Genomic DNA, 17159 nt, shown 5'->3' on the forward strand with positions numbered 1-17159 from the left:
CATTAGTTCGTTTTGTAATGGTCCGTTAACCATCGGTTAATCGATTGTGCTTTGAATGATAAAAGCAAGCCAAGGAGTACTCCGAGAATAGAAACCGCAGCAGGAACTGCGTAGTGGGTCGGCGAATAGATGAAATCAACTCTGCTGTTGCCGCGTACCGGCACTGCAGGCATCACTCCTTTGAAGAGCGCCGGTTCCACCTTTTTCCCATTAACCAAGCATAACCAGCCGGGATACATCCTAACCGGGATGACCACCCATCCGGGTCTGTCCCCAATGTACTCAAACTGCATCGAGGTGTCGTTATAGGTATTCAGCCTCAGCTGATCGTAACGGGCATCGGACACACCACTAAGGGATGATATAAAATAGGCACTACCGTTGACTAGCCTGTTTTCCACCAGAACCACCCCGGGTTCCAGCTCATGCACAATATATGAATTATTGTCACCGCTCAATACTATCCGATAAACAAAGGCATTTGTGCGTCTGTATCCACGCAATCCCAGTACCCTTTCACTTAACCTGTCTCCCACTTGTAGCTGCAACAACGGAGATTTCGAAGGATAAACCACAGCACTGAGAGAAGCAGATGCACTCTCCCCTTCTACAATGATTTCCAGTTCATAGCTTCCCCTGTCCAGTAAAATCTGGCTGGGGAATCTACACCTAAAATATGCCTCCTCCGAATCACGCTGCAAAGAGCATGGCGCAGTTTCGGTTAGTGGTTCCGAACCCATCCACAGCTTTAGTCTAACGCCAAGCCTGTTATCAATATTGACGCTCTCCAAGGCCAACTCTACTTCATCAAACGAGACATGTTGATGCAATTCGACGAGCTGAACAATCCTCTCCCCTGTGAAACTCAATCCACCACTCTCCCCTTGACTTAGATCAATCGTATCAAAAACAAGTTTTCGCTCAACTTTTCCCCCATGTATCGTTTCATCAGAACAGAGTACATACCTGACACCCAGATAGGCCAGAAACACCGGATTTGCAAAATTAACCTGGCTGCACAAAAAGGCCGATGCCGTAGGTGTTAAAAAAGGCCTGGTGATGGCCCCTTCAAGGAGCCGCTTCTCTGCCGGCGTATGAAAACCATGGGCATACCACTCTGAAAGACCGTAGGCCGATACTACCCCTGAGACGATATATCCGCGGTCAGCTATCACGTTTTGAAGCGGTGCTATCCTGCCCCTGACATAATCGATCGTGGCTGTGGCCGGATAGACCGTATCTGCTTTTACATGACCCACCAGTGATTGAAACACCCGGCGCTGGTCAACCACCTGAACAGCTAGCAGAAGTAATAAAACCATGGTGGCCCATCCCGGTGCTTTTTTGCCGAAACGCTGGTAAGCGGCAGAGAGAACCAAGACACAGAGTAACGACAAGCCAAGTCCAATAATAAGAATCAGCCTGTTAATCATACTGGTCCCGATCAGAGGGATCTGCCTGATGTAGTCCATGGGAATCCAGGCGAAGGCCAATGGCGCAATCAGCAAAACTAGCGACACTCCCCATACATATCTCCATTCCAATCGACGCCTCAGGGTGAGCCATAGAGCCGGAAGAAAGAGTATCAGCGGGATCAAACCCACATATCCTGTCCTGCCCAGGGTTAGCGGTCCCTCCCTGAACGGCTGAACATAGAGCAGCAGATCCTGGACCTTGCGAAAGGCGCTACCCCCCCTGCGATAGCTTAGATCGAGACGCCCCAGAGACTCTTCCAGGCAATAGAGAAACAGCGTGGCCATCATTAATGACAGGAGTATTCCCGCCACACCCAAGGCACCTCTGCTTATAACCACTCGATACGAATTCCGCGAAAACAGTGACCAACTGAGAAACAGCAGCAGCAAGGCGATGTAGCCATACACGGCTACCGTTGGGAATCCACCTAGAATCATCAATGTCGAGGCGATGGCCAACCAGGTCACATGTTTGGCATCGCCCGTCTGTGCAATGCGCACGGCAAAGAAGAGCACCCACGGAATCCAGATACTGGTATTCACATGATGCCAAAGAAACCATGAGGTGTTGAAGCCGGAATAGCTGAAGGCAACCGCACCAAGCAAAGCTGCCAGACGATTTCCTGTCAAACTTGCAAACAGCAAATAGCTCCCGATAGAGACGATGAGGAGATTCACCAATGCAGAGGCGTACAATCCGACAGATTCGTTACCGAATAAGGTATATGCGGCAAAGGCCGGGGTCAAAATCGAACGGGTAACCAATAGTAACAGAGGGTTTCCACCAAGCACGTGGGGATTCCATAGAGGCAGTTCTCCCTGGCGCAGTTTTTCCCGGGCGTAACGCCATGATGGCAGTTTGGCATCGAGCACATCAGAGTGCTTGCGGTGCTTAACCGGGCTTTCGATCCCAGTATTCTTCCAACCTGGAAATTGGACAAGAAAATCGAAGGGCGCAATGGTTTCACCGACCAGGGGATTCGCACCCAGCATGACGACCGCAATCAAAACCAGCGCCAACAAGGGCGCAGAACGTTGAGCAAGCAGAGAAAGTGGCCAAGACGGTCCGTTCATCGACTGGCCAATTCCTTTACCTGCATTGACTCTAGTACCGCCCCATAAAAAGCCATCAAGCAACGCTCTTTTGCCATGAAGCCGGATTCGATAAACAAACAGCAGTCACCTATAAGAGTTTTGATCCTTGGCATCCTGCTCATTGTTACTCTCCATCCACTACATCGGCATATAAGTATGGGGACAGCGGGAAACACTGCCGTAATGGCCCCGACGACAGCAGTTATTGTAGCGGTTGGTTTCACCATTATCATCTATGCACCAGCCACCACAATTGGGATGGACACAGCCAAACCTTCCGTGAATGCCCTAGTGACATCAATTGATGTATGCTAAGCATGCAGAGTCTGGGATACAAGTAACGGGAGAGAACCGGTGCCAATTCAACTGCAATCAAAAATTCTATTGTTGGCGCTACTCCTGATCATCACTGCATGCGGCCAGAAGGGACCGCTCTTCATGCCGGATAAGGAGCAGCCCGATAAAACGGCAGAAGCGCAAGGTTCATGAAACTCCATTTCACTAAAATGCACGGTCTCGGCAATGACTTTGTGGTGATCGATGCGATCAGTCAACGTATCGATTTATCGCCACAGGCACTGCAAAAACTGGCAGACAGGCACTTCGGTATCGGTTGCGACCAAATATTGCTGATCGAACCCCCCGAATCGGCCGATACCGATTTCTATTATCGAATCTACAATGCCGACGGTTCAGAAGTCGAGGCTTGCGGCAATGGCGCACGCTGCTTTGCCCGATTTGTCAAAGAGAAGGGGCTGAGCACAAAATCTTCAATACCGGTCGAAACTCTGGCAGGCAAGATTTCCCTGCGACACTTGGCTGACGGCCATGTGGAGGTCGACATGGGCGCTCCCATCTTCGAGCCTGCATTGATACCCTTTACAGCGCCACAACAAGCAAACACCTATCTCCTGGATGTCGACGATCAACAGGTATCATTGTCTGCGGTATCGATGGGAAATCCGCATGCGGTGCTAGTCGTACCCTGTGTCGATCAGGCGGAGGTGGCAAAACTGGGGCCATTGATCGAGAATCACCCCCGATTCCCCCAACGCACCAATGTCGGCTTCATGCAGATCGTCCGCACCACAGATATCCGGCTGCGTGTGTTTGAGCGCGGCACCGGAGAAACGCTGGCCTGTGGCTCAGGCGCCTGCGCAGCCGTAGCAGCCGGCCGCCGGCTTGGTCTGCTTGATGAAGAGGTCTTGGTACACCTACCTGGAGGCGATCTTGTGGTAAAGTGGCACTCAGAAGGCCAACCCGTACTTATTGAAGGTCCGGCAGAGATCGTGTACGAAGGAACCATCGACCTATGAAACAAAAAGCCCCGAAAGAATCTACACATGTGGATGAACTGGAAGAACAGGTGGTCGAATACCTGAATCACCACCCCGATTTCTTCGCCAACCACCCGGAACTGCTCGGCAAGATCGAGATACCTCACGAGAGCGGTGTGGCTGTCTCTCTGATCGAACGCCAGGTCGAGGCGCTACGCAGCCAACTTCAAGAGTCTCAACAAAAGCTCTCGAAACTGCTGGAGGTTGCGCGAACCAATGACCAGCTACAGGATCGCATGCACCGGCTGACCCTGGAACTGATTGATGCGGCCACCTTCGAAGAGGTCTTGAATGCACTGGAAGATGAGTTGCATGACGATTTCAAGGCCGATGCCGTGGAGTTGAGACTTTTCTCCGCCAGCCATATCGATGAGCATTTGGACGAGACCCTGAGTGGCCAAACCGACACATTTGAACAGTTCTTCAGTCAAAACCAACCGATCTGCGGAAAACTCGACCAGGATCAGCTCGACTATATATTCGGTACCGAAGGCGATCGAATCGCCTCTACTGCATTGATCCCGCTGAAGAGCGAGGGCGTGCTCGGTCTGCTCGCCATCGGTAGCTGTGATGCCGATCGGTTCGCCCCTCATCATGGCACCGAATTTCTCACCCGCCTTGGGGAGATAATCAGCCGCACCCTGCAGGCCGTCTCCCTCCCCGGTATATAGTCTCCGTGTCCACTCCCAGCAGCCTGCAACTCCAGGAGTGGATAGCGCATTATTTTGACTACCTGCGGCATGAACGACGCCTCTCGCCCCGCACCCTGGAGAGCTACAAACGTGATCTGAAAGCGGCTATGGCCTGGTTGGAGCAGCAGCAGTTAACCCGCTGGGAAGAGATCACTCAACACCATATCAGGCACTACATCGCAACACGACACCGGGTGGGACTGGCGGCCAAAAGCCTGCATCGCGAACTCTCCAGCCTGCGCGGACTGTTTAATTTTCTCATTCGGGAACAGCAGCTTGATTCCAACCCGGCACTCGGTGTCCGTGCACCCAAGGTGCGGCGTAAGCTGCCTGTCACCCTCGACCCGGATCAGGTCAATCGCCTCTTGGATATCACCGACGATTCCCCGGTCGCTGTCCGCGATGGAGCGATCATGGAACTTTTCTATTCATCCGGACTGCGCCTGGCGGAACTGGTAAACCTCAATCTGCAGGATATCGACCTCAAGGAACAGCTGGTCGAGGTCACAGGCAAGGGGGCGAAAGCGAGACGCCTGCCGGTGGGCAAAATTGCCAAACAGGCCCTTGAGCAATGGTTTGCGATCAGGCCGCAAATGGCGACTGAAGATGAGACCGCACTCTTTGTCGGAGTTCGGGGCAGGCGAATCAATCGCAGCACCATTCAGCGACAACTCCATTCCTGGTCCATCGCCCAGGGAACACCCCGCAATGTCCACCCTCATCTGCTGCGTCACTCCTTCGCCACTCATCTGTTGGAATCGTCTGGCGATTTACGCGCCGTTCAGGAACTGCTGGGGCATGCCAACATCAGCACCACCCAGATATATACCCATCTTGACTTTCAACACCTGGCCGATGTCTATGACCGGGCCCACCCCAGAGCGAAGAAGAAGCGGGATTGAGACGGAGAATGGGATGTAAACAGTCATTACAGGGTGACGATTGTTTCACCCTGTACCCTAGGGCCTGTTAGCGCTAATCCGATCAGCAGTCTCTGCGGCGCTTTCCATGCGTGCGGACGCAGCCTGAAACAGATCGATAAACCGCTGTTGATGATTGCGTAGAAATTTATCCCTTCGATAGCCGATTTTCGTCACCTCCCAGGGAAACAGGTGATTCAATTCCCGCATCCCCAGGTCTTGATCCTTTTCACGCTCATAGGCCAATTCCGCGATGATGCCGATTCCCAAGCCCTCTCTGACGTAGGTCTTGATCACATCGGTGTCCGTGGCACTCAAGACCACATGCGGCATCAGCCCTGCATTGCTGAATGTGTCATTCAGATGCCCGCGGCCCGTAAACCCGACTACATAAGTGATGATCGGGTATCTACAGAGTGCTTTGAGGGTGATTTGCTTGCGTCTAAGCACTGCATGTGAATCCGGCGCTATGAGACAGCGATTCCACCGGTTGCAGGGTATCGCCAGCAGTGCCGGGTTGTCGCTCAGCGCTTCGGTACAGATGGCAAAATCCACTTTGTCCTGTACCGCCATGTCGACCAGCTGCTGCGGCCTGCCCTCCAGTATCTGGAGCTCCACTTTCGGGTAAGCCCGGCTGAACTGCCGGATGACCGGCGGTAGCACATAACGCGCCTGTGTATGGGTGGTGCCGATACGCAGGGTACCGACATCCTCGGATACATGATCCTGACCCACCGCCAGGATATTGGCCATATCGGCCTGGATGTTGCGCGAATAGTGGACGACCCTTTCCCCTGCCTCAGTCAAACCAACCAGTCGTTTGCCCTGGCGCAAAAACAGTCTTGTACCCAGGTTCGCCTCAAGCTGTTTGATGTGCTGGGAGACAGCAGGTTGAACCAGATGCAGACTCTGCGCTGTGCGGCTCACGCTGTAATCGTATTCAACCAGGAGCACCAATGACTTAAGTTGCCTGAGATCCATATCATTAATATTTATATATATGCACTATATATTATTTTACATTATTAATTGGCCTGTAGATACTTCACTCCCGTGGATTCGGATACAGCCTGAATTCACGCCTACAAGAGCGCCACACAGCCACAACCCATCGGCCGTTACAACAGAAAGCGCTCATGCAATGCAGCACCATAACTCGCGCCGGTATTTTTCCGGCGACAAGAACAAGTACGCATCATCTTTTTGTTCACCAGGTGTACGGATTCACCCAATCCGTCAGGTTCGTCCGTCTGCTCACAAGGCCGCCGGATAATCTACCTAACAGGAGAAAAGACACATGTTTCAGATCCGCATCCACGGACGCGGTGGCCAGGGGGTCGTCTCTGCCGCCGAAATGCTCTCCGTCGCCGCCTTCCTCGAAGACAAACACGCCCAGGCGGTACCGAGCTTCGGCTCCGAACGCATGGGCGCCCCGGTGGTCGCCTTCTGCCGTATCGACGATCAGCCGATACGTCTGCGCGAACCGGTACTAGAACCGGATATCCTGATCATTCAGGATCCGACTCTTTTCAATGCCATCGACGTCTTCAACGGTCTCACCGAAGACGGCCATCTGCTGATCAATACCGGCAAGACCATCGAAGAGCTCGGCATCGAAAATGCCGTCGAACACCTGCCCGACGGACATGTCTGCACCGTGCCCGCCACCGACATCGCACTGACCCATGTCAAGCGTCCGGTGCCTAACGCGGTCCTGCTCGGCGCCCTCTCGGCGGTCACCGGAGTGATCAAGATCGACTCGGTGATCGAGGCGATCGAGACCAAGTTCCCCGGTAAGGTGGGCCAGGCCAATATCACCGCGGCCAAGGTCGCCTACGCGATGGCGCAGACTTCGGCGCTGCAGGAGGCGACCCATGCTTAAGCAGATCGAAGGTTCACACGGTATCGCGGAAGCAGTGGCCCTCTGCCGCCCCGAGGTAATCTGCGCCTATCCCATCACCCCCCAGACCCACATCGTGGAGGACCTGGGGACGATGGTGAAGAGCGGCAGCCTGAAACAGTGCGAGTTCATCAACGTGGAGTCGGAGTTTGCGGCCCTCTCCGTGGCCATTGGTTCCTCCGCCGCCGGCGCCCGCTCCTACACCGCCACCGCCAGCCAGGGCCTGCTCTATATGGCCGAGGCGGTCTACAACGCCTCCGGTCTCGGCCTGCCCATCGTGATGACGGTGGGCAACCGGGCCATCGGCGCACCGATCAACATCTGGAACGATCAGTCTGACTCCATGTCCATGCGTGACGCCGGCTGGATCCAGCTCTTCGCCGAGACCAACCAGGAGGCCTTGGATCTGCATATCCAGGCCTTTCGCATCGCCGAGAAGCTGAGTATGCCGGTGATGGTCTGCGTGGACGGCTTCATCCTCACCCATGCCTACGAGCGGATGGATATACCCGAGCAGGAACAGGTGGACCGCTTTCTCCCACCTTTCGAGCCGCGTCAGGTGCTCGATCCGGCGGAGCCGATCTCCATCGGCGCCATGGTGGGGCCTGAGGCCTTCACCGAAGTGCGTTACCTGGCCCACCACAAACAGCTGCAGGCCCTGGAGCTGATCCCGGAGATCGCTGAGGAGTTCAAAACCATCTTCGGGCGCGACTCGGGAGGGCTCATATCCAACTACCGGACAGAGGATGCGGAGACCATCATCGTCACCCTCGGCTCTGTGATCGGTACCATCGCCGATGTGATCGACACGATGCGCGATGCGGGACACAAGATTGGCGCCATATCCCTCCGTTGCTACCGACCCTTCCCCAAGGAACTCCTGCGAAAGGCACTGCTGGAGTGCCAACGGGTTGTGGTGTTCGAGAAATGCCTGGCGGTGGGCATGGGCGGCATCGTTGCCAACAATGTGCGCATGTCGACCCGTGGCTTGAGTACACCTGTCTACACAGTCATCGGCGGACTCGGTGGACGCCCCATCACCCGCAAGTCACTTACCGATCTGTTTGAACGGGCGATGCAGGACGATTTGGAAGAGACCGGCTTTCTCGATATCAAGTGCGACATCGTGGAACGGGAGCTGGCGCGGGAGCAGGCACACACCCGTTCCGGATCTGCGGCGGAAAACATCCTGCGTGAGGTTGGCGTTGTCGAAGCCGCCAAGACAGCCTGAGGAGGAGTGACATGCCACATCAACAAGTGAAATTCTATCAAACCGGCACCCTCACTGTGGGCAATCGCCTGCTCGACGAGGCCCAGCGTACGGTACAGGCGACCATGGACCGCTCGAATTCCCTCGACTCCGGCCACCGCGCCTGTCAGGGGTGCGGCGAAGCCCTGGGCGCGCGATACGCCATCGATGCCGCCATGCGCGCCACCGACAACCAGCTGATCGCCGCCAATGCAACCGGCTGTCTGGAGGTGTTCACCACCCCTTATCCTGAGTCGGCCTGGCGCATCCCCTGGATGCACTCACTGTTCGGTAACGCCCCCTCTGTGGCCACCGGCATCGCCGCGGCCATGCGGGTCAAGGGCCGGGAGAATGTGCGGGTCATCGCCCAGGGCGGCGACGGGGGCACCACCGATATCGGTTTCGGCGCCCTCTCCGGCATGTTCGAGCGCAACGATGACGTGCTCTACATCTGCTACGACAACCAGGCCTACATGAACACCGGGGTGCAGCGCTCTTCCGCCACACCCGGCTCGGCGCGCACCGCCACCACCATGCCGGTGGGTCCGGAACCTGGGGCCGACTTCGACAAGGGTAAGAATCTACCCCTGATCGCCATGGCCCACGGCATCCCCTACGTGGCGACCGCCAGCGTGGACCGGCTGCATGACCTGGAAGCCAAGGTGGAAAAGGCCATGTCTATCCGGGGCGCCCGTTACATCCAGGTCTTCGTGCCCTGCCCCCTGGGCTGGGGCTCCAAGCCCGCGGATACGGTGAAGATCGCCCGGCTCGCCGTGGAGAGCGGACTCTATCCCCTGTTCGAGGCGGAGTACGGTGAAATCACCGCCTCCACCAAGATCCGCCGCAAGGTTCCGGTATCGGACTACCTCATACTACAGCGCCGCTTCGCCCACACCCTGAAGAACGAGACACAGCTGGCCCAGCTTCAGACGGTGGCGGACAACAATATCCGCCGTTTCGGCCTCATCGACGAGCAGGGAGACTGAGCATGAAAAAACCCTTTGCGATTACCCTCGACGTGGGCAGCAGTCTGCTCAACAAGACCGGTTCCTGGCGTACCGATCGGCCGGTCTACCTTGACCGCCTGCCTCCCTGCAACAACGCCTGTCCGGCAGGCGAGAATATCCAAGCCTGGCTCTACCATGCGGAAGAGGGCCACTACGAAAAGGCCTGGCGGGAGATCATGCTCAACAATCCTTTTCCCGCCGTCATGGGACGGGTCTGTTACCACTCTTGCGAGGGCGCCTGTAACCGGGTCCATGTGGACGACGCGGTAGGGATCAACTCGGTGGAACGCTTTCTCGGCGACCAAGCCTTGCGCCAGGGCTGGAAGGTCGAACCGGGCCGGGACACCGGCAAGCGGGTGATGGTGGTCGGTGCCGGTCCGGCCGGACTCGCCTGCGCCTACCACCTGTGCCGCTTCGGTCACCAGGTTACCGTCTATGAGACCTCCCCCCAGGCTGGCGGCATGGTGCGCTACGGCATCCCCAAGTACCGCATGCCGCGGGAAAAGCTGAAGGCGGAGATTCAGCGTATCGAGGCGATGGGGGTGGAGATCGTGCTGAACACCCGCATCGACGACATCCAGGGCTTCAAGCAGGCCAATGGCTTCGATGCAGTATTCCTCGCCATTGGCGCGCAGCAGGCCAAACGGATCGAGATCCCCGCCGACGACAGCGTGCCGGTGCTCGACGCCGTCAGCCTGCTGCGTTCGGTCGAGGAGGAGGAGCATGTGGCGCTGCGTGGCCATGTAGCGGTCTATGGCGGCGGCAACACCGCCATCGACGTGGCCCGCACCGCCATCCGCATGGGGGCGACCCGGGTCACCCTGGTGGTCTTCGAGGCGCGTGAGAAGATGCCGGCCCATGAGATGGAGATCCGTGAGGCCCTGGAAGAGGGGGTGGAGATACTGCCCTTGCGGGCGATCCGTGAGATCCGGGACGGCAGCCTGCAGTTGGAACTGATGGTCGACGGCGAAGCGCAGTGGCCTCAACCGTCAGGTCAGTTCGAGCCGTTCGCTGCGGACGTGGTGATCCAGGCCCTAGGCCAGCGGGTCGAGACCGATCTGCTGACACCCCTGGAGGGGGTCAGGATCGAAGCAGACTCGGTACAGGTCGACCGGCAGATGATGACCGGCGCCGAAGGCATCTTCGCCGGCGGCGACATGGCGCCCTCCGCGCGCACGGTGACCACCGCCATCGGCCATGGCAAGCATGCCGCCCGCAGTATCGATGCCTGGCTCAAGGGGGAGACCTACATCAAACCCGATAAACACGAAATTGCCGACATCGCCAAGATGAACACCTGGTACTACTCAGACGCTCCCCGCACGGTACGGCCGATGCTCGACATCGTCCGGCGTCAGAGCGGATTCGCGGAGGTGGTGGGGGACCTGGATGAGGTCAATGCCGCCTACGAGGCACGCCGTTGCATGTCCTGCGGCAACTGCTTCGAGTGCGACAACTGCTATGGCGTCTGCCCCGACAACGCCATCACCAAGCTGGGACCGGGCAATCGATTCGAGTTCAAGTATGACTACTGCAAGGGATGTGGTATGTGCGCCGCGGAGTGCCCTTGCGGTGCAATCAAAATGGAACCCGAGAATATCTGATTCGTCATGTTGCCAGGGAAGGCTTTTTTCATAAAATGCCGCACAATCGTTTAGTCTGTATCTGAGAGGTCATGAATCACTATTGAAGCCTTCTCACGCTGGCGGGCAATCAGCGCCAATGGACGAAAGTCCGCTTCAAACGCACCCAATCGCATTAAAGTGTGTGACACGGGCACGCCCAGCACAGCAGGATATTCATGATTGAGCTCAGCGAACAGGCGCTGGCTGTCAAACCCGGCCAGAAACTCCAGGAAATCGATCGCCAATTGAGGGTGCGGTGAATGATGAGTGACTCCACCACCACTGATATTCACATGCACGCCAGATTCAGGCCAGACCCGGGACACCCGGTTTGCGACTTCCCGATCCCTCTCATTGTCGCTGTCCAACATCATGGCAAAATAGTAGCTGTTGACCACCGCCACATCGCATTCCCCCTTCGCTATCGCACGCACCTGATCACGATCCCCCCCCTGTGGCGGTCTGGCCAGATTGGAGATCACCCCGCTTAACCACTTTCTCACTCTCTTCTCGCCCCAACGCGCGACCAGGGCGGCGATCAATGACTGATTGTAGACGTGCTTCAATTCACGCATGCAGACCCGCCCCTTGAGCGCGGAAGATGATAGATCCGCATAATCCCGCAATTCAAACCGGGGGATACGACCGGGGACATACAGCAGCATCCGGGCGCGCAGGGAGAGTCCGTACCAAAAGCCCTGAGGGTCTCTGTATTTAGCCGGTATCAGGCTGCTGAGCAGCTGAGATTGCTTTGCCTGCAACAGACCCATCTCCCTTGCAGCTTCCAATACACCGATATCAGCCGTCAGCAGCAGATCTGCCGAAGACGCATCACCCTCCTCAGCCAGGCGTTGCAACAATTTATCGGACTTATCCTGAACATACCGGACCGCTACCCCTCTTGATGCCTGATAGGCCTGCAGGAGGGGCGCCATCAACGCCTGTTGACGGGAACCGTAGATAACCAATAATTCATCGGACGCTGAGATCGGTGTGACGAACAGCGTGACTATGAGGATTATGCAAAATCTGATCATGGCGTTTCCAGCTTTTTGCATTCGTCGTCGTAGTAGCGGTCCCGCCCATCCTCCTTCGCCCTGTAAAGCAACTCATCCGCCCGCTGCAGGAGATCTTCCAAGGTATCCTCTTTCCGATAGTGGGCGACACCGGCACTCGCTGTGATTTTAAGCTTTCGGATGGGACCACGAAAATGCAGACTTTTAAGCCGCTCAAGGATTCGGTGTACCAAGTGGGCCGCATCACACTCATTACATGCGTTGATGATCACCAGAAACTCTTCACCGCCATATCGGACCGGTATGTCACCCTGGCGCACCTCAGAAGCGATAGCCTTGCCTACCGCACGCAATACCTGATCACCCGCCCGATGACCGAACTCGTCGTTGACCTGCTTGAAGTGATCGATATCGATCATGGCCACCGAAATAGTATTCACCTGACCGCGATCGATCCGGCTGATCTGGGCATTGGCGGCATCCTCCATATAACGCCGGGTATAGAGACCGGTTAGAAAATCGTGGATAGCCGCTGCCTTCAAATCTTTCAGATAGCGATACCTCTGATTCATGTAAAGTGCCGTCAGAAAGAGCAGCGCGCTCAGCATGAGGCTGGCAGTCACGGAAAAGTAGACATGTTCATCCACTTCTTGGGTCGGCTTGAAAACATGCATCTCCCATCCACGGGAGGGCAATAGCGTGGCCTGTGTCAGATACTCCACCCCATCATCGTGTACCACCAGTTTTGAGACACCGTCCCAGTATCGCTCCCCACGCATCGGTAAAAGTGTGAAAAGAGAATCCGCATAGCGTTTGAACCGGCGTATCTTGTCTATTTTTGTGGCGGTTATCGGTCGCAGACTCTTCAGGCGCCATGTTGATTCACTGGTGAGAAAGATCACACCATCCCGGTCGGCCACCAACAGGCGTAGATCCAGGTCGGAGAAAAGCAGACCCAACTCGTCCAGAGTGACTTTGATCACCGCAACACCAATGATCTGATCCGATCCGGGATCGAGAACTGGGCGGGCGACATAGTACCCCAACACGCCGGAGGTCGTGCCAACCGCCACCTCGCGCCCCATCAGGCCTTTTGCAGCACGTTGGAAATAGTAGCGAAAGCCGTAATTTTTACCGACGAAGGTCTTCTCCACCTGCCAGTTGCTGGCGGCAAGGGTATTGCCGTCGAGATTCATCACATAGATCGCACTGGCACGCACCTCCTCGTTGAGTGTCTGGAGATAGGTATTCGCCGCACTGACGATCTTTTTATCCCGGGAATTTCTAAGCAGGGCGCCAACCTGTCGACTTGCGGCCACGGAACCGACAAGCCGGTCATAACCGGTCAGGTAATCCTCCAGCTTGCGCGTAAAGATCATTAGATCGTTTTCTGTCTCCTCGGCCAGTTCCGTCAATCCATGCTGGCGGGTGAAATGGGCGCTGGCCCAAAGCAAGAGCGGAGCAAGAATGCCAAATATCAGTAGGATGAACAGATAGTGATGTCGTTGTCTGAAGATCATTGTGTTATCTAGGGCCTGTTAACACTAATCCATTGCGCCCTGTTGCGTCTGAAAAAGCGCCGATCAAGGCGCACCCAAGGGCACTTCCTTCGGGGCGCAACCCGAAGGTCTGGGGCTGTTTTCGCCCCCAGCGGCGTTATCATTCGCTCATGTAGAATGACTACACCTCCCTCATTCTGCCTTGCTGGGCACGAAAACAGCCCCAGCAGGGCACATTGGATTAGTGTTAACAGGCCCTAGTTAGGTGATACGTATCTGGCGTACGTATTACTCTTAATCTTAGAGTGTGGATCATCTATTTCCCATACCGGATCTCAACTCAATTGGTATATTAGAGAACCACCCGTACAAGCCTGACATGAACAATGCCCACACTCCAACTGAGATGGGGCCTAATCATAGGCAATGCCACGCTGTAAAGAAGGTCCGGCTGAGCTGTTCGAATTCACAGCCGACTCATTCAGAGAGGGAATACAAATCTCGGCCTTAACCAATAGACCATCAGCGGCAATACTGTGAGGGCGATGAAGACATCCATGATCAGGGCCTCCGAAATATACAGACTCACCGACCAGAGGTTTGCCAGTTCAGTATTCATCAGTGGGATAAAACTGCTGAGCAGCACAACCATGGAGATAATGATCGCCGAACCGGTGGTGGCCTGTGCCTTGTGCAGGGCCGCCTTCCAGATGCCTCCATTGGCCTGATACTCTTCCCGCAATCGGGAAACCATGTAGACGCCATAATCGACACCCAGCCCCATGGCGATGCTCAAAGCCACCTGTACGTGAAACGCCAGATTTGCCGACCACTCGCCGATGGAGGACATATAGGCGCCAAGGCCGTACTGGGTCATCAGGGTAATGAAGCAGAGACCGATCAGGATAAACGCCACCACCCAAGACCTGAACATCAACAGGGTCATGATGAAGACTGTGATCGATGTCGCCACCGGGGCGTTCAGCCACTCTTTATAAGCGACATCGCGGGTCGCCTCGGTAACCCCGAGAAAACCACCGATCGCGGCCTTGCCCGGTATAGTGTCACCGGTGGTGATACTGCGTCCCTCTTCATTCGGTATCTGAATCGTCTCGTTACCCGCAATGCCGATTCGCAACAGATCCATTCCGGGATCGTCCTGATGGGCGTTGATGTAGCTCTGGATATCGATGACAGTACGGTGTGTCTCCACTGGATCCATGGTATTGACGAAACCGACAATCACACCCTCATCCCAGTTTCGCGTGTTGACAAAGCTATCCAGATCCCCGGCCCCCGCCCCGGTCACCAACATGCCGTTGTATAACTGTACCGTCTCATCCGGATCAGGCAGGTAACCCTGTCCACCTTTGGCGCGATAGGCGTATGGAAACTGCTGTATATGAGCCAGGGTGGGTATGGCATAAAGATTCATATGGCCCAGCGGAGGTTCCAGCGGCGGTGTATTGAGGATCATGTTCAGCGTTTTTACAAACTGAACATAGGAGATGGTGTACCCGATATTGGGATGGCCACGCAGCCAATCCTCAAATTTCGAAAGCGCCTCGAGCACGGTCGCATCATTAAACACCCCCTGAGGAGGATCTTCCTGCTCATCGTAACAGCGCTCCGGCCCGATGACCCGGCGACCCTCCCGGTCCCAGGCATCGAGTCCGCAAGTTGGCAGGGTTCCCGCTTCGGAACGCACCAGAAGGTTGGCAGTGATAACACCAGGCATCTGGCGGGATAGGGTCTGTAGATCCGCAATCGGCTTCACTTCACCGCCATCTCCCAGCAGCTCACCCAACAGGTAGTGATCCTTGAATGCCGCACGTGGATAGTGGATACCTTTTTCCACACCGGGCATGATGTCGAACTCGTCCTGAATACGGGCCACTTCCGGATCGCTTCTACCTGCCTCACCGGCCATGACTGCGGTAAAGCCGCGGCCTAATTCCGCATAGTGTGCTGAGAGTAACCAGACGGCGATCACCGCCACCACCGGCACCCATTTCCAGCGGCCTGTGATCAGGGCCGTCAGCCCTGACGCCAGGCGCAACTCCCAGCCTCGCTCATGTTCATGGCTATGGATGGTTGGGGGAAAGGTCAGCATCAGAAGAGGTATCAGTGTCGTGGTGGTCAGAATCAGCGTCGACATACCGAAGATGCCGAAATAGGCGTAGGCCTTATAAAAAGAGATATCGACAAATGAGATGGCGAAAAAGCCGTGCAGGTCGGTTCCGATAGAGAGTGCCGCGGGTACGATTGTCGAACGTATCGATCGATATGCCGCCTCCTCCTTGTCGCCGGTCTGTCCCAGCTCCTGCATGAAACGCCGTGTGATCTGCATCGAGTGGCCGACACCGATGGCCAGTAAAAGCATCGGCGTCAACGCCATCATGGTCGTCAGTTTGAATTGCGTGAAGCCCATCAGTCCGAGCGTCAGGATGATCGTCATACCGACGCCCAGCAGGGGCAGCACTGCACAGCTCCAATGGCGAAACTCATACCAGAGTATCAGCAGGATAATCAGCAGCGAGACAGCGAACAGCCATGCCTTGTCCCGTAGTTCCTGCACCATGGTCGCCAGAAAATAGGGTTCGCCGGATATGGTGAACTCCACCCGGTCGCCGTAGCGCGACTGGTAATCAGCCATCAGCGCCTTCATATCGGCAATCCAGCTGAGATGGTTCTGTTTCAGCTCATTGCTGAAATCGCCGATGATAAATGTCCCCATAGGCCGGCACTGCTGATGCAACCGGGCCATGGATGCGCTGCTGATCTGGCCATCCGCCCCCACCATGTCACACTTTTCACCGGATCTATCCTGGTAGTAGAGCAGCAGGGCCTGCAGCACCAGATGCTTCTCCAATCCCTGACGCAGATAGGCAATCTGGTTGTGCTGTTCAAACGGATTGTCAGAGAGGCCGTTGGCCGGCAGCAGGCGGCTGAAATCGAGACTTCCTCCTGGATCGATACCGATATTGCGCAACTTCGGTGAGGGCAGGCCGACAAAGTTACTGCTGTTGGCGTAGTCCAGCGCAGTCACGTCACGGTAAAACGCTTGGACCATGCGAATAAACCAGGGCTGATAGATATCGCCCTGCTTAATCTTCATGCCCCACACCATGAGATTGCCCATACCGTAGGTCATCTCGGTGTAGAGATTGGTCGCAATGTAAGGGTTGGAGAGGGGGAGTAGGGAATCCGGATCGTTGCGCAGGTTGACCTTGTCGATATAAAAGGCCGCCCAGATTGTAGTGGCGAAACAGAGCGTGATCACAGCCCAGCGGTACTTCAGCACAAAACGTGCATAGCGGTCCGCATAGTTGCCGTTAGCCATC

Annotated in this window: 13 protein-coding genes; 8 read left to right on the forward strand and 5 right to left on the reverse strand. The window is 55.8% G+C overall.

The window, feature by feature from the left end:
• Positions 1-2: 2 nt before the first annotated feature.
• Positions 3-2549, reverse strand: a complete 2547-nt coding sequence (locus AB8516_RS12480; protein ID WP_369161070.1) for a hypothetical protein — start codon at positions 2547-2549, stop codon at positions 3-5.
• Between the two features lie 375 nt (positions 2550-2924).
• Between AB8516_RS12480 and AB8516_RS12485 the strand changes: the two genes are divergently transcribed.
• The 4 genes from AB8516_RS12485 to xerC are packed head-to-tail and all read left to right on the forward strand — an operon-like array spanning position 2925 to position 5501.
• The gene (locus AB8516_RS12485) at positions 2925-3059 is read left to right on the forward strand and encodes an LPS translocon maturation chaperone LptM (RefSeq protein WP_369161072.1); all 135 of its coding nucleotides are present in this window, start codon (positions 2925-2927) and stop codon (positions 3057-3059) included.
• Positions 3056-3886, forward strand: coding sequence for a diaminopimelate epimerase (dapF, locus tag AB8516_RS12490; protein ID WP_369161074.1), 831 nt, complete (start codon positions 3056-3058; stop codon positions 3884-3886). The genes AB8516_RS12485 and dapF overlap by 4 nt, the downstream gene beginning before the upstream one ends.
• Positions 3883-4578 (forward strand): DUF484 family protein, encoded by a 696-nt coding sequence (locus AB8516_RS12495; protein ID WP_108289678.1) that lies wholly within the window; start codon positions 3883-3885, stop codon positions 4576-4578. The genes dapF and AB8516_RS12495 overlap by 4 nt, the downstream gene beginning before the upstream one ends.
• 5 nt (positions 4579-4583) lie before the next feature.
• A complete protein-coding gene (gene xerC, locus AB8516_RS12500; protein ID WP_369161076.1) occupies positions 4584-5501 on the forward strand; it encodes a tyrosine recombinase XerC in 918 nt (305 codons plus the stop codon).
• Positions 5502-5558: 57 nt separating this feature from the next.
• Here the strand turns inward: xerC and AB8516_RS12505 are convergent, their stop codons facing one another.
• Entirely contained in the window at positions 5559-6500 is a 942-nt protein-coding gene (locus AB8516_RS12505) for a LysR substrate-binding domain-containing protein (protein WP_369161078.1), read from the reverse strand.
• A 316-nt stretch (positions 6501-6816) separates the two neighbouring features.
• Between AB8516_RS12505 and AB8516_RS12510 the strand changes: the two genes are divergently transcribed.
• Genes AB8516_RS12510 through AB8516_RS12525 form a run of 4 tightly spaced genes read left to right on the forward strand, consistent with a single transcriptional unit; the run spans position 6817 to position 11279 of the window.
• Complete coding sequence (locus tag AB8516_RS12510; protein WP_369161080.1) at positions 6817-7401, forward strand: 2-oxoacid:acceptor oxidoreductase family protein; 585 nt, start codon at positions 6817-6819, stop codon at positions 7399-7401.
• A complete protein-coding gene (locus AB8516_RS12515) occupies positions 7394-8650 on the forward strand; it encodes a transketolase C-terminal domain-containing protein (protein ID WP_369161082.1) in 1257 nt (418 codons plus the stop codon). Before AB8516_RS12510 ends, AB8516_RS12515 begins: the two co-directional genes overlap by 8 nt.
• A gap of 11 nt (positions 8651-8661) precedes the next feature.
• Complete coding sequence (locus AB8516_RS12520; RefSeq protein ID WP_369161084.1) at positions 8662-9654, forward strand: thiamine pyrophosphate-dependent enzyme; 993 nt, start codon at positions 8662-8664, stop codon at positions 9652-9654.
• A 2-nt stretch (positions 9655-9656) separates the two neighbouring features.
• Positions 9657-11279: an NAD(P)-binding protein gene (locus AB8516_RS12525; protein ID WP_369161086.1), complete on the forward strand. Its 1623-nt coding sequence runs from the start codon at positions 9657-9659 to the stop codon at positions 11277-11279.
• Between the two features lie 50 nt (positions 11280-11329).
• Here the strand turns inward: AB8516_RS12525 and AB8516_RS12530 are convergent, their stop codons facing one another.
• The 3 genes from AB8516_RS12530 to AB8516_RS12540 all read right to left on the reverse strand — a co-directional run bounded on the left by AB8516_RS12530 (position 11330) and on the right by AB8516_RS12540 (position 17158).
• Positions 11330-12337 carry an extracellular solute-binding protein gene (locus AB8516_RS12530; protein ID WP_369161088.1) on the reverse strand — a complete coding sequence of 336 codons (1008 nt, stop codon included), beginning with the start codon at positions 12335-12337 and terminating at the stop codon, positions 11330-11332.
• A complete protein-coding gene (locus AB8516_RS12535) occupies positions 12334-13836 on the reverse strand; it encodes a diguanylate cyclase (protein WP_369161090.1) in 1503 nt (500 codons plus the stop codon). Before AB8516_RS12535 ends, AB8516_RS12530 begins: the two co-directional genes overlap by 4 nt.
• A gap of 460 nt (positions 13837-14296) precedes the next feature.
• Positions 14297-17158, reverse strand: coding sequence for an RND family transporter (locus AB8516_RS12540; RefSeq protein ID WP_369161092.1), 2862 nt, complete (start codon positions 17156-17158; stop codon positions 14297-14299).
• Position 17159 lies beyond the last annotated feature (1 nt).

It is taken from the genome of Candidatus Thiodiazotropha sp. LNASS1 (genome assembly GCF_964212655.1).
Classification (GTDB): domain Bacteria; phylum Pseudomonadota; class Gammaproteobacteria; order Chromatiales; family Chromatiaceae; genus Thiodiazotropha.

Excerpts from the sequence above, each read along its gene's own strand:
- AB8516_RS12535 (WP_369161090.1), bottom strand. The coding sequence starts at position 13,836 with ATGATCTTCAGACAACGACATCACTATCTGTTCATCCTACTGATATTT.
- AB8516_RS12520 (WP_369161084.1), top strand. The coding sequence starts at position 8,662 with ATGCCACATCAACAAGTGAAATTCTATCAAACCGGCACCCTCACTGTG.
- dapF (WP_369161074.1), top strand. The coding sequence starts at position 3,056 with ATGAAACTCCATTTCACTAAAATGCACGGTCTCGGCAATGACTTTGTG.
- AB8516_RS12480 (WP_369161070.1), bottom strand. The coding sequence starts at position 2,549 with ATGAACGGACCGTCTTGGCCACTTTCTCTGCTTGCTCAACGTTCTGCG.
- AB8516_RS12515 (WP_369161082.1), top strand. The coding sequence starts at position 7,394 with ATGCTTAAGCAGATCGAAGGTTCACACGGTATCGCGGAAGCAGTGGCC.
- AB8516_RS12525 (WP_369161086.1), top strand. The coding sequence starts at position 9,657 with ATGAAAAAACCCTTTGCGATTACCCTCGACGTGGGCAGCAGTCTGCTC.
- AB8516_RS12510 (WP_369161080.1), top strand. The coding sequence starts at position 6,817 with ATGTTTCAGATCCGCATCCACGGACGCGGTGGCCAGGGGGTCGTCTCT.
- AB8516_RS12540 (WP_369161092.1), bottom strand. The coding sequence starts at position 17,158 with ATGGCTAACGGCAACTATGCGGACCGCTATGCACGTTTTGTGCTGAAG.
- AB8516_RS12530 (WP_369161088.1), bottom strand. The coding sequence starts at position 12,337 with ATGATCAGATTTTGCATAATCCTCATAGTCACGCTGTTCGTCACACCG.
- AB8516_RS12505 (WP_369161078.1), bottom strand. The coding sequence starts at position 6,500 with ATGGATCTCAGGCAACTTAAGTCATTGGTGCTCCTGGTTGAATACGAT.
- AB8516_RS12495 (WP_108289678.1), top strand. The coding sequence starts at position 3,883 with ATGAAACAAAAAGCCCCGAAAGAATCTACACATGTGGATGAACTGGAA.